The sequence below is a fragment of the Nocardia jiangsuensis genome (assembly GCF_042650385.1).
Lineage (GTDB): Bacteria > Actinomycetota > Actinomycetes > Mycobacteriales > Mycobacteriaceae > Nocardia > Nocardia jiangsuensis.
The window spans coordinates 345,351-359,138 of sequence record NZ_JBHSAX010000033.1 but is presented as its reverse complement, the minus strand read 5'-3'; the positions used below and the strand labels follow the sequence as shown (position 1 = coordinate 359,138).

Genomic DNA, 13,788 nt, shown 5'->3' with positions numbered 1-13,788 from the left:
TGACAGTTCATGTCACACTGTAACGCATGGTGGAGACGAAGAACCCCGCGGCCGAGACCGACCGGACGGCGGCCGCACCGGGTATGGTGTGGGACGCCTGGGGGGTCCCCGCCGGGCACAAGCCGCTCCCGGAGCAGGTCCGGAGCCTGGTCACCCAGGTTTTCGGGGTTTCGGGGGAGCCGGTGGCGCGCCGCGATGAGGGCGGCGTGCCACTACCGGAGCCCGCCCTGCCCGCGGCGCTGCTCGCCGGGCTCGGCGCGGTGGTCGGCGTCGAGCACGTGTCGGCGGAGCACCGCGACCGGCTGCGCCACGCGGGTGGCAAGAGCACCCTCGACCTGCTGCGCCGCCGCGCGACCGGCACGCAGGAGGCACCGGACGCGGTGGTCTTCCCCGGCAGCCACGACGAGGTGCTCGCGCTCCTCTCCTTCTGTGCCGGCCTGAAGATCGCCGTCGTCCCGTTCGGCGGCGGCACCAGCGTGGTCGGCGGGGTGCAGCCGCTGCGCGGCGACTGCGCGGCGGTCATCGCGCTCGACCTGCGCAGGCTGGACGGGCTGACCGAGGTCGACCCCGTCGCGGGCACCGCGACCCTCGGCGCCGGGCTCACCGGCCCGCAGGCCGAGGCGCTGCTGGCCGGGCACGGCCTCTCGCTCGGCCACTACCCGCAGAGCTTCGAGTTCGCCAGCATCGGCGGCTTCGCCGCGACCCGCTCGTCCGGGCAGGCATCGGCCGGGTACGGCCGCTTCGACGACATGGTGGAGCGGCTCACCGTCGCCACCCCGGCGGGCACGCTCGCGCTCGGCCGCGCCCCCGCCTCGGCCGCAGGCCCCGACCTGCGCGCGCTCTTCCTCGGCTCCGAGGGAACACTCGGTGTGCTCACCGCGGTCACGCTGCGGGTGCATCCGATTCCCGCGGCGGTCGAGTACCAGGCCTGGTCCTTCCCCGACTTCGAAACCGGCGCCGCCGCACTGCGTTCGGTGGTGCAGGCGGGTGCGGCACCGACCGTGCTCCGGCTCTCCGACGAGGCCGAGACCGGGGTGAACCTCGCCCGCTCCGGTGACATCGGCGGCGGCGCGGTGGCCGGCTGCCTCGCCGTGACCACCGTGGAGGGCAGCGCGGCGCACGTGGCCGCCCGCGCGGCCGAGGCGCACGCCCTGCTGACGGCCGCCGGCGGCACCGCGCTCGGGCCGCAACCCGCGCGCGACTGGGAGCACGGCCGCTTCGGCGCGCCCTACCTGCGCGATGCCCTGCTCGACGTCGGGGTGCTCTGCGAGACCCTGGAGACCGCGACCACCTGGTCGAACCTCGGCGCGCTCAAGGCCGCCGTCACCGCCGCGCTCACCGCGGCGCTGCAGGGGCAGGGCACGCCGCCGCTGGTCATGTGCCACGTCTCGCACACCTACCCGACCGGCGCCTCGCTCTACTTCACCGTGGTCGCCAAGCGGCTCGACGACCCCGCCGAGCAGTGGGCGATCGCGAAAACCGCGGCGGGCGATGCCATCACCGGGCACGGCGGAACCATCACCCACCACCACGCCGTCGGCACCGACCACCGCGCCTGGATGTCCGCGGAGATCGGCGACCTCGGCGTGCGGGTGCTGCGCGCGGTCAAGCGCGAGCTCGACCCGGCCGGCATCCTCAACCCCGGAAAGCTGCTGCCGTGATCCGCCGGGTCACCGTCGTGACCAACCCGCACTCCGGGGCCGGGCGCGGGCACGGAGTCGCGGGCGCCACGCTCGCCGCGCTCACCGATCGCGGCGCCGAGATCACCGAGGTGCGGGCCGGGACGGCGGCGGAATCGGTTCGGCTGGTCATGGATTCGGTGCGGAGCCGGGAGCTGCGGCCGGACGCGGTGGTCTGCGTCGGCGGCGACGGGCTGGTCAACGTGCTGCTGCCCGCGCTGGCGAACACCGGGGTCGCGCTCGGGCTCGTCCCCGCCGGGACCGGCAACGACCTGGCCCGCGAACTCGGCATCCCGGTGGACGACCCGGTCGCGGCGGTCGAGCTGCTGCTCGCCGGGAACGCCCGCACGCTCGATCTCGGGCTGATCGAGGGGGGTGCGGGGGAGCAGTGGTTCGTGACCGTCGCCGGCACCGGCTTCGACGCACGGGTGACGCTGCGCGCCAACGCCATGCGCAGGCCGCGCGGTTCGCTGCGCTACACCGTGGCCGCGCTCGCCGAGCTCGGCAGCGGGCTCGGCGTGCCCTACCGGCTGGAGCTGGCCGGGCTCGCCCCCGGCGCCCTGGACAACCCGGCCACCGCCGACGGCCGCGCCGTGCTGGAGACCGAGGCCGTCATGGTGGCCATCGGCAACACCCGCACCTACGGCGGCGGCATGCTGATCTGCCCCGACGCCGAACCGGACGATGGGCTGCTCGACCTCACCGTCGTCGGCGCGGTCTCCCGCCTGGAGATGCTGCGCCTGCTCCCCGCGCTCGCCGCGGGCAGGCGGATCGACCACCCGGCCAGCACCCAGCTGCGGGTGGCCGAGGTGACGCTCACCGCGCCCGGCGCCCCCGCCACCGCCGACGGCGAACCGGCGGGCCAGTTGCCGATCACCGTGCGCGCCGTCCCGGCCGCCCTGCGCGTGCTGGTGCCGAGCTAGGACGAGGGGCACGCCGCGCTACTCGAAAGGGATTCAGTCCTCGAAGACGATGCGCTGCAGCCGATTCAGCGCGGCACGGTCGGTGAGCACCGCGGAGGTCGTCCGCCCCGGCGCGGCGGTGTCGCGGACCGCGTCGGCGACCAGCCCGCGCCAGCGCCTGCAGTGCAGCGCGAAGGTGACCGGATTGATCCGCCGCCCGCGCGCCCGCTGCCCGGCCCGCGCCACCTCGGGCGCGACGTCGAGCATGACGACGTGCAGCTCCCGCCCCGCCTCCGCGGTCCAGCGGGCGATCATCCGCCTGGCCCAGCGGTAGGTCCCGCAGTCGTGGATCACCACCGGCCCGGCGGCGCCGCGCAGCGCCGCGCGCACCGCGCGGTAGTGCGCGACGTGCACCACCGGCCGCCACAGCGGGTACGGCAGCCAGGCCAGGCTGCGCCGCCAGCGCACCCTGGCCTGGTGCGAATCGACGACGACGGCGCCGCGCTCGGTGCGCGCGGGGGCGTCGGCGTCCGGCTCGGTGCCGAAGAAGGTGTGCAGCGCCGTGCTCTTACCCGCGCCCGGAATGCCGGCGACGACCAGCGCGGCCCGCGCCGGATACCGCAATTCCCCGACGGCGCCGCCGGTTTCGCCTGCCCGGCGCAGATCGTGCAACGTGTGCGGTGCGAGTGCGAAAGCCCGCACAACGGGCAAATCGGGCTCGGGCGATGAGACCGATGCAATCTCCGGCGGGGGGTTCACCCCTTCCAGACTCCCCATCGAAAGCCGCTTCGGCAACCGGGAAAACCCTGGGATCACCCGGCTTTCGGCCTCGCGCCCCCGCTGACCGCCCGGGCTACTCGCCGGTACGGGCATCGACCGGATCTGCCGACCTCGAAAAAGGACGTATCGGATATCGGCCGGGCGGAGCGGAGAATTCCCAGCTAGGCGGCCGGTTTTCGGAAGCTGAGAATCCCCTGTGGATACGCCGTCCGGCGGATGATCGCCGGTAAGCTCGTGGGTGTCGGCGGGGCGTCCGGTGTCCCTCATCCATCGGACGCCCCGCCGATCTATCGTCTCGGGCGGTGTCCGTAGAATCACGGCGTGACCAGCACAGCCCCCGACAGTTCGCGTAATCGTGCCGAAGAACTCCCCAAGAGCTGGAATCCCGGCGAGGTGGAGTCGCCGATGTACGAGCGCTGGGTAGCCGCTGGATACTTCGCCGCCGATCCGGCGAGCGGCAAGCCGCCGTACTCCATCGTCCTCCCGCCGCCCAACGTCACCGGCAACCTGCACATGGGCCACGCCCTCGACCACACCGTCATGGACACGCTCACCCGCCGCAAGCGCATGCAGGGCTACGAGGTGCTCTGGCTGCCCGGCATGGACCACGCGGGCATCGCCACCCAGTCCGTGGTGGAGAAGCAGCTCGCGGTGGACGGCAAGACCAAGGAAGACTTCGGCCGCGAGCTCTTCATCGACAAGGTGTGGGACTGGAAGCGCGAGTCCGGCGGCGCCATCCAGTGGCAGATGCGCGCGCTCGGCGACGGCGTCGACTGGGGCCGCGACCGCTTCACCATGGACGACGGCCTCTCCCGCGCGGTGCAGACCATCTTCAAGCGGCTCTACGACGCCGGGCTCATCTACCGCGCCGAGCGGCTGGTGAACTGGTCGCCCGCGCTGCGCACCGCGATCTCCGACATCGAGGTCAAGTACGAGGACGTCCCCGGCGAGCTGGTCTCGCTGCGCTACGGCTCGCTGGACGACGCCGAGCCGCACGTGGTGGTGGCCACCACCCGGGTGGAGACCATGCTCGGCGACACCGCGGTCGCGGTGCACCCGGAGGATCCGCGGTACCGGGCGATGGTCGGCACGACGATCGAGCACCCGATCACCGGGCGGCAGATCCCGATCGTGGCCGACGACTACGTCGACCCGGAGTTCGGCACCGGCGCGGTGAAGATCACCCCCGCGCACGACCCGAACGACTTCGAGCTCGGGCTCCGGCACGACCTGCCGATGCCGACGATCATGGACGAGCGCGGCCTGATCGCGGGGACCGGCACCGAGTTCGACGGCATGGACCGCTTCGAGGCGCGGGTCGCGGTGCGCGAGCGGCTGGCCGGCGAGGGCCGGGTGGTCGCCGAGAAGCGGCCCTACCTGCACAGCGTCGGGCACTCCGAGCGCAGCGGCGAGCCGATCGAGCCGCGGCTCTCCATGCAGTGGTGGGTGCGGGTGGAGACGCTGGCCAAGGCCGCGGGCGACGCCGTGCGCGACGGCGACGTGGTGATCCACCCGGCGAGCCAGGAGCCGCGCTGGTTCGAGTGGGTCGACAACATGCACGACTGGTGCATCTCGCGCCAGCTGTGGTGGGGCCACCGCATTCCGATCTGGTACGGCCCGGACGGCGAGGTGGCCTGCCTCGGCCCGGACGAGAGCGCGCCCGAGGGCTGGGAGCAGGACCCGGACGTCCTCGACACCTGGTTCTCCTCCGGGCTGTGGCCCTTCTCCACCATGGGCTGGCCGGAGCACACCGCCGAGCTGGAGCGCTTCTACCCGACCAGCGTGCTGGTGACCGGCTACGACATCATCTTCTTCTGGGTCGCCCGGATGATGATGTTCGGCATGTACGTCGCCGAGGACGCGGCGCTCACCGACGGCAAGCCGGCCGGGCAGAAGCAGGTGCCGTTCCAGGACGTCTTCCTGCACGGGCTGATCCGCGACGAGCACGGCCGCAAGATGTCGAAGTCGAAGGGCAACGGCATCGACCCGCTGGAGTGGGTCCGCGACTACGGCGCCGACGCGCTGCGCTTCACCCTGGCCCGTGGCGCGCAGCCCGGCGGCGACCTCTCGGTCGGCCCCGCGCACGTGCTCGCCTCCCGCAGCTTCGTCACCAAGCTCTTCAACGCCACCAGGTTCGCGCTGATCAACGGGGCCCGCACCGGCGACCTGCCCGCCGACCGCACCGATGCCGACCAGTGGATCCTCGACCGGCTGGACTCGGTGATCGTCGAGGTGGACGCCGCCTTCGACAGCTACGAGTTCGGCAAGGCCTGCGAGGCGCTCTACCACTTCGCCTGGGACGAGCTCTGCGACTGGTACCTGGAGCTGGCGAAGGTGCAGTTCGCCGAGAGCGACGCACGCGCGGAGAACACCAGGGTGGTGCTCGGCCACGTGCTCGACTCGGTGCTGCGGCTGCTGCACCCGGTGATCCCGTTCGTCACCGAGGAGCTGTGGCGCGCGCTGACCGGCGGCGAGTCGGTGGTGATCGCGCCGTGGCCGCGCTCGACCGGGGTCGCCCCCGACCCCGAGGTGACCCGCAGGCTCACCGACGCGCAGCGGCTGATCACCGAGATCCGCCGGTTCCGCAGCGACCAGGGGCTCACCGACAAGCAGCGGGTGGCCGCGGTGCTGGACGGCCTCGGCGCCGCCGGGCTGGATGCGCACCGCGCGAACATCGCCAGCCTGGCCCGGCTCACCGAGGCGGACGCGGATTTCGCCGCCACCGCCGAGGTCGAGGTCCGGCTCAGCACCACGACGGTGACCGTCCGGGTGGACACCTCCGGCACCGTCGATCTGGAGGCCGAGCGCCGCAGGCTGGAGAAGGATCTGGCCGCCGCGGAGAAGGAGCTCTCCGGCACCACCGCCAAGCTCGGCAACGAGGCCTTCCTGGCCAAGGCGCCGGAGCCGGTGGTGGACAAGATCCGGACCAGGCGCGATGTCGCCGCGGCCGAGGTGGAGCGGATCGGCGCCCGCCTCGCCGAGCTGAGCGCGCGGTGACCGGGCCGGACGGCAACCCCGACCCGGAGACCCGGCTCGGGGCCGGTGCCCGGCTCGGCACCGGCGCCTCCCCGGTGGAGCTGGCGGAGCTGGCGCTGGTCGAGGCCGAGCTCGACAGGCGCTGGCCGGAGACGAAGATCGAGCCGTCGCTGACCCGGATCTCCACGCTGATGGACCTGCTCGGCTCGCCGCAGCACGGCTACCCGGCGATCCACGTCGCGGGCACCAACGGCAAGACCTCGGTGACCAGGATGATCGACGCGCTGCTCACCGCGCTGCACCGCCGCACCGGCCGGATCACCAGCCCGCACCTGCAGCTGGCCACCGAGCGGATCGCGATCGACAACGCGCCGATCACCCCGGGCCGCTACGTCGAGCTGTACCGCGAGCTGCTGCCGTACCTGGAGCTGATCGACGCCCGCTCGATCGCCGCGGGCGGGCCGGCCCTGAGCAAGTTCGAGGTGCTCACCGGAATGGCCTTCGCGGCCTTCGCCGAGGCGCCGGTCGACGTCGCCGTGGTGGAGACCGGGATGGGCGGCACCTGGGACGCCACCAACGTGGTGGACGGCCAGATCGCGGTGATCACCCCGATCGGGCTCGACCACATCGACTACCTCGGCCCCGACCTCACCGCCATCGCGGGGGAGAAGGCCGGAATCATCAAGAAGGCGCCGGAGAGCCTGGTGCCGAGGGACACCGTCGCGATCATCGCCGAGCAGCAGCCGGAGGCGATGGAGGTGCTGCTGCGCCGCGCGGTCGAGGTCGACGCGGCGGTGGCGCGCGAGGGGTCGGAGTTCCGGATCATCGGCAGGCGGATCGCGGTCGGCGGCCAGCAGCTGGAGCTGCAGGGGCTCGGCGGGGTCTACGACGACATCTTCCTTCCGCTGCACGGCGAGCACCAGGCGCACAACGCGGCGCTCGCGCTGGCCGCGGTGGAGGCGTTCTTCGGGGCGGGCGCGGACCGGCAGCTCGATATCGACGCGGTGCGCGCCGGGTTCGCCGCCGCGGCCAGCCCGGGCCGGATGGAGCGCATGCGCAACGCGCCGACCATCTTCGTCGACGCCGCGCACAACCCCGAGGGCGCGCGGGCGCTCGCCGCCACGCTCACCGCGGAGTTCGACTTCCGCAAGCTGGTCGGGGTGGTCGGCGTGCTCGGCGACAAGGACGTGCCCGGCATCCTGGAGGCGCTGGAGCCGGTCTTCGACGAGATCGTGGTCACCCAGAACGGCTCGCCGCGCGCGCTCGACGCGGATGCGCTCGCCGACCTCGCGGTGCAGCGCTTCGGCGACGAGCGCGTGGTCACCGCGCCCACCCTGCCGGACGCGCTGGAGACCGCGATCGCGCTGGCCGAGGAGGTCGGCGACGCGGGGGAGGCGGTGTCCGGCGCGGGGGTGGTGGTCACCGGGTCGGTGGTCACCGCGGGCGCCGCGCGCGCCCTGTTCGGAAAGGACCCCGCGTGAGCGAGTCAGGCCAGGAGCACGGCACCGAAGGGGCGTCGGGCGGGCAGGAGACCGGCACGGGTGCGGCCGCGCCCGAAGTCCCCGATCCCATGAAGGGGTTCCGCGGGGTGATGGCCGGGACGCTGGTGCTGGAGGCGATCGTGGTGCTGCTGGCGCTGCCGGTGGTCGCCACCGTCGGCGGCGGGATCACCTGGGTCTCCGGCGCCTACCTGGTCGGGCTCGGCGTGGTGATGTTCCTCGGCGCGGGGCTCCAGGGCCGCTCCTGGGCGATCCCGTTCAACTTGACGCTGCAGGTGCTGGTGATCGCCGGCGCGCTGTTCCACCTGTCGATCGGCGTGATCGGGCTGATCTTCGCGATCGTCTGGGCCTTCCTGCTGATCCTGCGGCACGACGTCAAGAAGCGCTACGAGCAGGGGTTGCTGCCGAGCCAGCGGCTGCGCGGCCGCTCAGGCGGGTAGCACGGCGAGCAGGACCAGGCGGTTCCCGGTCTCCTCCAGGTAGGCCCGCGGCCACCACTCGGAGGCGGTCTCGCCGGTGAGCGCGCGGTCCAGCGCGCGGCCGGTGCGGAACGGGCCCGCGGGCAGCAGCGGCCGCAGCGGGTCGCGCAGGTCGGGGTCCTCGCCGGTGAGCACGCTCAGGGCGCGGAGCTCCCCGGCGCGGTCCGGCCGCAGCTCGACCACGGCCTCGATCCACACCGTGCTCGGGCCGGGCGCGGCGCCGCGCTCCGAGTTGTTGTCCCAGCTGACCCACTCGGTCGTCAGCGGCTCGCCGAGGCCGGGGAAGCGCTGGGTCAGCGGCTCCGGTTCGTGCCGCACCGGCAGGCTCTGCCCGGGCGCGGCCCCCTCGGCGCAGCCCGTGCCGACCGCGAGCGCCACCGCCGCGAGCGCTACCAGCCGCATCACTGCCGTCATCGACCCCGCCTGCCTCCCGTCCGGTTCTCGCCGCACCCTAGCGGTGCGCGGGCCGCCCGGTGGCCGATGGGGTGTCCGGGCGGTTCGTGTCCTAGGCTCGGCGCCGTGACCGAACAGACGTTGGTACTGATCAAGCCCGACGGCGTGCGCCGCGGCCTCGTCGGCGAGGTGCTCGCCCGGATCGAGCGCAAGGGCCTGAAGATCGCGGCACTGGAGCTGAAGCACGTCTCCGCCGAGCTGGCGGGCAGCCACTACGCCGAGCACGCCGAGAAGCCGTTCTACGGTTCCCTGATCGAGTTCATCACCTCCGGCCCCGTCGTCGCCGCCGTGCTGGAGGGGCCGCGCGCCATCGCCGCGTTCCGGCAGCTCGCGGGCGGCACCGACCCGGTCGAGAAGGCGGTGACCGGAAGCATCCGCGGCGACCTCGCGCTGGAGACCCAGGAGAACCTGGTGCACGGCTCCGACTCGCCCGAATCCGCCAAGCGCGAGATCGCGCTCTGGTTCCCGGAAACCAGGAGCTGACCGGCCCCGCGGCCTGCCCGCGGACCGGGGTGCGCGGTGGTTTCGCACGGCACCCCGGCCGCGCGCGGCGGCCGTTCCCGAGCGCCGATGGCGAACCCCCGGCGTCCGGTATGGGATACTGACTGTGGCCGTGGACGACGCCGCCGATTTCGCGCAGGTACGCGAACGGCGGTCGGCGCACTCGGCCGGATGACACCGCGGTTCGATGCCGATCATCGCTGCCACGGCCCCGCCCATGATCTGGTGCGGGCCACCCCGGCACGCTGGATGAGCGCTCACGCCGCGGAGTTCAGCCGTACAGCCAGGCTCCGCGTGACCAGTTGGACCGACCGATGTCAGACCAGGTGATAACCGGGCACGCGGGGCGCGACCACTGACCGCACGCCGATGAGGCGCGTGGATGGGACAACGCCCCCGCGACGGCCGCGTCACTCCGTACCGGGAGGGACGCGCCCGGGGGCCCGAGGAGACTTCGTGGCCGAAAAAGAGCCGCTGCACACAACAAAACAGGATGCCGAAGAATTGCCGGAGCGAATCCGAGTTCACGCCCTCGCCAAGCTGCTCGGAACGACGAGCAAGCGCATCCTGGCCAAACTGACCGAGCTGGGGTCCGAGGCGCGGAGCGCGCAGTCCAATGTGGACCGCGACGTCGCACACTCGGTGCGCCAGGCCTTCGCCGAGCCGGACGCCGAGGAGGCGCCGGGGGATGCCCCGGCGGTAGCCGAGCCTGCGTCCGCCCGGGAGCCCGCGAGCGCGGAGCCGCAGGGCGAGACGGCCGCGGGCGGTGCGTCCGCTGCGGGTGCGCCCGCTGTCGCCGATCCCCTCGCGGGAGCAGGCGGCAGGCCGACCCGCAGGCGGCGCGCGACCAGGGCCGCCACCGCGGAGCCCACCGCCGGTCAGCCCGGCGCGGCAACCACTGCCGAGGCCGCCGGGCCGGGGACCACGACCGGGGATTCCGGGGCGGGGACCACGACCGGGAACCAGCCCGCTGGTACCGCCGCCGGGGAGTCCCGCGTGGACAACCGTGGAGGAGATTCCGGCGCTGAAGTCACCGCCGCCGGAGACCCCGACGCCCCGGCGCCGCGGACGGGCGCCTCCGCGCACGGCAGCCTCTTCACCCACCTGGAGACCCCCGAGGAGCCGGTCGCGGCCTACGACGCCGCCGCCGTCGCCGTCCCGCTCTTCCAGGCGCCGGACGCCGCCGCCGCGGAGGAGGAGCGCAAGCGCCGCCGCGCCGAGCGCGAGGCCGCCAAGCGCAGCCGCGAGGAGGAACGCGCCCGCGAAGAGGCCGCGCAGCAGGCCCGCGCCGAGCAGGCCGAGGACGACCGGAGGGCCGAGCAGGCCCGCGCCGAGCAGGTGCCGGACGACGACGAGGACGACGACCGGGAGTCCGGCGAGCACGGCGACGACGACGACGATCAGCCGCGCCGCAGGCGTCGCGGCCGCCGCGGCCGCGGGCGCGGCAGGGGCGAGCAGAACTCGGACGACGACGAGCGCGCCGAGTCCGATGACGACGACCAGCGCGGGGACCGCGAGGACGACCCCGATGGCCGCGCCGGCGACGACAGGGATCGCGCCGACGCCGCCAAGGCGGACGACGGCGACGACTCCGATGACGACGACGATGACGAGTCCGGCGTACCCGAGGGCGCGACCAGGCGACGCCGCAGGCGCCGCAGGCGCAAGGTCGGCGGCGACGCCGAATCCGGCGACGCCGCCGCCGAGGACGACCCGCCGAACACCGTCGTGCACGAGCGCGAGCCGCGCGCCAAGAGCCGCAAGCCGGTCGACGAGGTGCAGGGCATCTCCGGCTCCACCCGGCTGGAGGCCAAGCGGCAGCGCAGGCGGGACGGCAGGGAGGCCGGGCGGCGCCGCCCGCCGATCCTCACCGAGTCCGAGTTCCTTGCCCGCCGCGAGGCGGTCGACCGGGTCATGGTGGTGCGCGAGAAGTCCTTCCCCGACCATCCCACCGCCACCCAGGTCGCCGTGCTCGAGGACGACATCCTGGTCGAGCACTTCGTGACCAGTACCGGCCAGGCCTCGATGGTCGGCAACGTGTACCTGGGCAAGGTGCAGAACGTGCTGCCGAGCATGGAGGCGGCCTTCGTCGACATCGGCCGCGGCCGCAACGGCGTGCTCTACGCGGGCGAGGTGAACTGGGAGGCCGCCAAGCTGGGCGGCCGCGAGCGCAAGATCGAGCAGGCGCTGCGCCCCGGCGACCAGGTGCTGGTCCAGGTCTCCAAGGACCCGGTCGGGCACAAGGGCGCCCGGCTCACCACCCAGATCAGCCTGGCGGGCCGGTTCCTGGTGTACGTGCCGAGCGGCACGTCGGCCGGGATCAGCCGGAAGCTGCCCGACACCGAGCGCAAGCGGCTCAAGGAGATCCTGCGCGACATCGTCCCCGACGATGCGGGCGTCATCATCCGCACCGCCTCCGAGGGCGTGAGCGCGGCCGAGCTGGCCCGCGACGTGGAGCGGCTGCAGGCCGCCTGGCGCACCATCGAGGAGGCGGCGAAGGGCGGCTCCGGCGCGCCCAAGACGCTCTACGAGGAGCCCGACCTGCTGGTCAAGGTCGTCCGCGACCTCTTCAACGAGGATTTCTCCAACCTGGTCATCGAGGGTGACCGGGCCTGGAGCACGGTGGAGAACTACGTCCGCACGGTCGCGCCGGACATGCTGTCCCGGGTGCACCGGCACGACAACGGCAACGTCGACGCCTTCCAGACGTACCGGATCGACGAGCAGCTGGCCAAGGCGCTCGACCGCAAGGTCTGGCTGCCCTCCGGCGGCACGCTGGTCATCGACCGCACCGAGGCGATGACGGTGGTCGACGTCAACACCGGCAAGTTCACCGGTTCCGGCGGCAGCAACCTGGAGGAGACGGTCACCAGGAACAACCTGGAGGCGGCCGAGGAGATCGTGCGCCAGATGCGGCTGCGCGACATCGGCGGCATGATCGTCGTCGACTTCATCGACATGGTGCTGGAGTCCAACCGCGACCTGGTGCTGCGCCGGCTCACCGAGGCGCTGGGCCGGGATCGCACCAGGCACCAGGTCTCCGAGGTGACCTCGCTCGGGCTGGTCCAGATGACCCGCAAGAAGCTGGGTACCGGGCTGGTCGAGGCCTTCTCCACCACCTGTGAGCACTGCCACGGCCGCGGCATCCTGGTGCACAGCTACCCGGTCGAGGGCGGCAGCGCGCCGGAGGAGGGCGGCGGCGGCCGCGGTGGCCGCAGCGGCGAGAGCGGGTCGCGGCGGCGGCGCGGCCGGGACAAGGGCGCCCCCGCGCCCGCCACGTCCGGCAACGGCGCCGCGCAGCCGGAGACCGAGGAGGAGCTCGCCGCCCGCAGGGCGCACCCGGTGGCGCTGGCCATGGCCGCCGCGCACCAGGGCGACGAGGTGCTGGCGAGCGATGTCGCCGACGGGGCCGATGACGCCGCCGTCACGCCGTCCGGCCCGGATGTCGCGGTGGTGATCGGGGCAGGGACCACCGGGCCCGACGCGGGCGACGACGCCGAGCACGTGCCCACCGGTCGCGGCCGTCGCCGCAGCCGCCGGGCCTCCCGCGGTGCGGGCCGGGCCGGCGCCGAGGAGCGCACGGCCACCGAGCAGGTGGCATCGGAGTCGGCGACGACCGCGCAGGTCGCTGCCGAGCAGGCGGCTGCCGAGCAGACAGCTGCCGAGCAGACAGCTGGCGAGCAGACAGCCGGCGGGCAGGCGGCCGGCGGGCAGGCGGCGACGGAACGTACGGCGACCGAGCATGCGGCGACCGAGCGGACCGTCGGCGAGCCGCTGGCAGCCGGTGAGGCGACGGGCGAAGCCGATCCGGCGACGAGTTCGGCGATCGAGCCGGGTGACGGGCCGTCCGCGGCGGATGTTGCCGAGGTCGCAGCGGAAGTGGCCGCCGGTCAGCGGGCCGCGGATGCCACCGCGCGGGAAGCGGCGGAGTCCGCCGACGAGCCGGACGCCGAGGAGTCGGGTGCCGACGCCTCGGTCGAGGATGCCCGGCAGCGGGAGGCCGGAGCGGCAGCCGCCGCGCCGGAGCCCGCCGCGGCAGCGGGTGAGGCCGCGGATGCGGCACGCTCGGCGATGGAGCCGGGTGACGCGCCGTCGGCGGCGGCCGTCGCCGCGGTGGCGGACGAGGTGAACGGGGCGTCCGCACCGGCATCCCGCCGCCGCCGGGTGGCCCGATCGGCCGCCGCGCCGAGCACCGACAGCACCGGCGCCGTCTTCGTGCTCTCCGGCGCGGCCCCCGCCGCCGAGCCCGCCCCTGCCGATCCGGTCGGCGAGGAGGCGGTCCAGGTACCGCACGGCCGCCGGCGTCGCCGCGCGGTCGGTCGCCCGGCGGGTCCGCCGGTCGACGGCGAATGACCCGCTCGCCCCGGGATCACCCGTGGTCCCGGGGCGATTGGGAGGTCGAGGATGCCCTCTGGTAACCTTGCCCAGTCGCTGTCCGGCGATGTTTGCGCTGCTGTCAAGTCCTTTCGGACTTTCGCGCAGCGCCGCGACCGGGACCGTGCGGCAACCCGCTGAGCAT

The 13,788-nt window shown here is 73.9% G+C and carries 9 protein-coding genes; 7 read left to right on the top strand and 2 right to left on the bottom strand.

All coding sequences use genetic code 11. From position 1 onward, the window contains the following. The first annotated feature begins 26 nt into the window (after window positions 1-26). Together ACFO0B_RS30280 and ACFO0B_RS30275 are read left to right on the top strand one after the other, a co-directional pair. The gene (locus ACFO0B_RS30280; RefSeq protein ID WP_378616882.1) at window positions 27-1,661 is read left to right on the top strand and encodes an FAD-binding oxidoreductase; all 1,635 of its coding nucleotides are present in this window, start codon (window positions 27-29) and stop codon (window positions 1,659-1,661) included. Continuing rightward, a complete protein-coding gene (locus tag ACFO0B_RS30275; protein ID WP_378616880.1) occupies window positions 1,658-2,602 on the top strand; it encodes a YegS/Rv2252/BmrU family lipid kinase in 945 nt (314 codons plus the stop codon). The genes ACFO0B_RS30280 and ACFO0B_RS30275 overlap by 4 nt, the downstream gene beginning before the upstream one ends. 33 nt (window positions 2,603-2,635) lie before the next feature. On the opposite strand, the gene ACFO0B_RS30270 is transcribed toward ACFO0B_RS30275, so the two are convergent. Then, entirely contained in the window at window positions 2,636-3,283 is a 648-nt protein-coding gene (locus ACFO0B_RS30270; RefSeq protein ID WP_378616878.1) for an AAA family ATPase, read from the bottom strand. Window positions 3,284-3,682: 399 nt separating this feature from the next. Between ACFO0B_RS30270 and ACFO0B_RS30265 the strand changes: the two genes are divergently transcribed. The 3 genes from ACFO0B_RS30265 to ACFO0B_RS30255 all read left to right on the top strand — a co-directional run bounded on the left by ACFO0B_RS30265 (window position 3,683) and on the right by ACFO0B_RS30255 (window position 8,276). Beyond that, window positions 3,683-6,358: a valine--tRNA ligase gene (locus ACFO0B_RS30265; RefSeq protein WP_378616876.1), complete on the top strand. Its 2,676-nt coding sequence runs from the start codon at window positions 3,683-3,685 to the stop codon at window positions 6,356-6,358. Then, window positions 6,355-7,818, top strand: a complete 1,464-nt coding sequence (gene folC, locus ACFO0B_RS30260) for a bifunctional tetrahydrofolate synthase/dihydrofolate synthase (protein ID WP_378616874.1) — start codon at window positions 6,355-6,357, stop codon at window positions 7,816-7,818. The genes ACFO0B_RS30265 and folC overlap by 4 nt, the downstream gene beginning before the upstream one ends. Window positions 7,819-7,907: 89 nt before the next feature. Beyond that, window positions 7,908-8,276 carry a DUF4233 domain-containing protein gene (locus tag ACFO0B_RS30255; RefSeq protein ID WP_378617296.1) on the top strand — a complete coding sequence of 123 codons (369 nt, stop codon included), beginning with the start codon at window positions 7,908-7,910 and terminating at the stop codon, window positions 8,274-8,276. Here the strand turns inward: ACFO0B_RS30255 and ACFO0B_RS30250 are convergent. Continuing rightward, complete coding sequence (locus ACFO0B_RS30250) at window positions 8,265-8,729, bottom strand: hypothetical protein (RefSeq protein ID WP_378616873.1); 465 nt, start codon at window positions 8,727-8,729, stop codon at window positions 8,265-8,267. The genes ACFO0B_RS30255 and ACFO0B_RS30250 overlap by 12 nt on opposite strands. Window positions 8,730-8,834: 105 nt before the next feature. On the opposite strand from ACFO0B_RS30250, the gene ndk reads away from it, so the two are divergent. Together ndk and ACFO0B_RS30240 are read left to right on the top strand one after the other, a co-directional pair. Further along, window positions 8,835-9,251, top strand: a complete 417-nt coding sequence (gene ndk / locus ACFO0B_RS30245) for a nucleoside-diphosphate kinase (protein ID WP_378616871.1) — start codon at window positions 8,835-8,837, stop codon at window positions 9,249-9,251. Between the two features lie 474 nt (window positions 9,252-9,725). Further along, window positions 9,726-13,622, top strand: coding sequence for a translation initiation factor IF-2 N-terminal domain-containing protein (locus ACFO0B_RS30240; RefSeq protein WP_378616869.1), 3,897 nt, complete (start codon window positions 9,726-9,728; stop codon window positions 13,620-13,622). Window positions 13,623-13,788 lie beyond the last annotated feature (166 nt).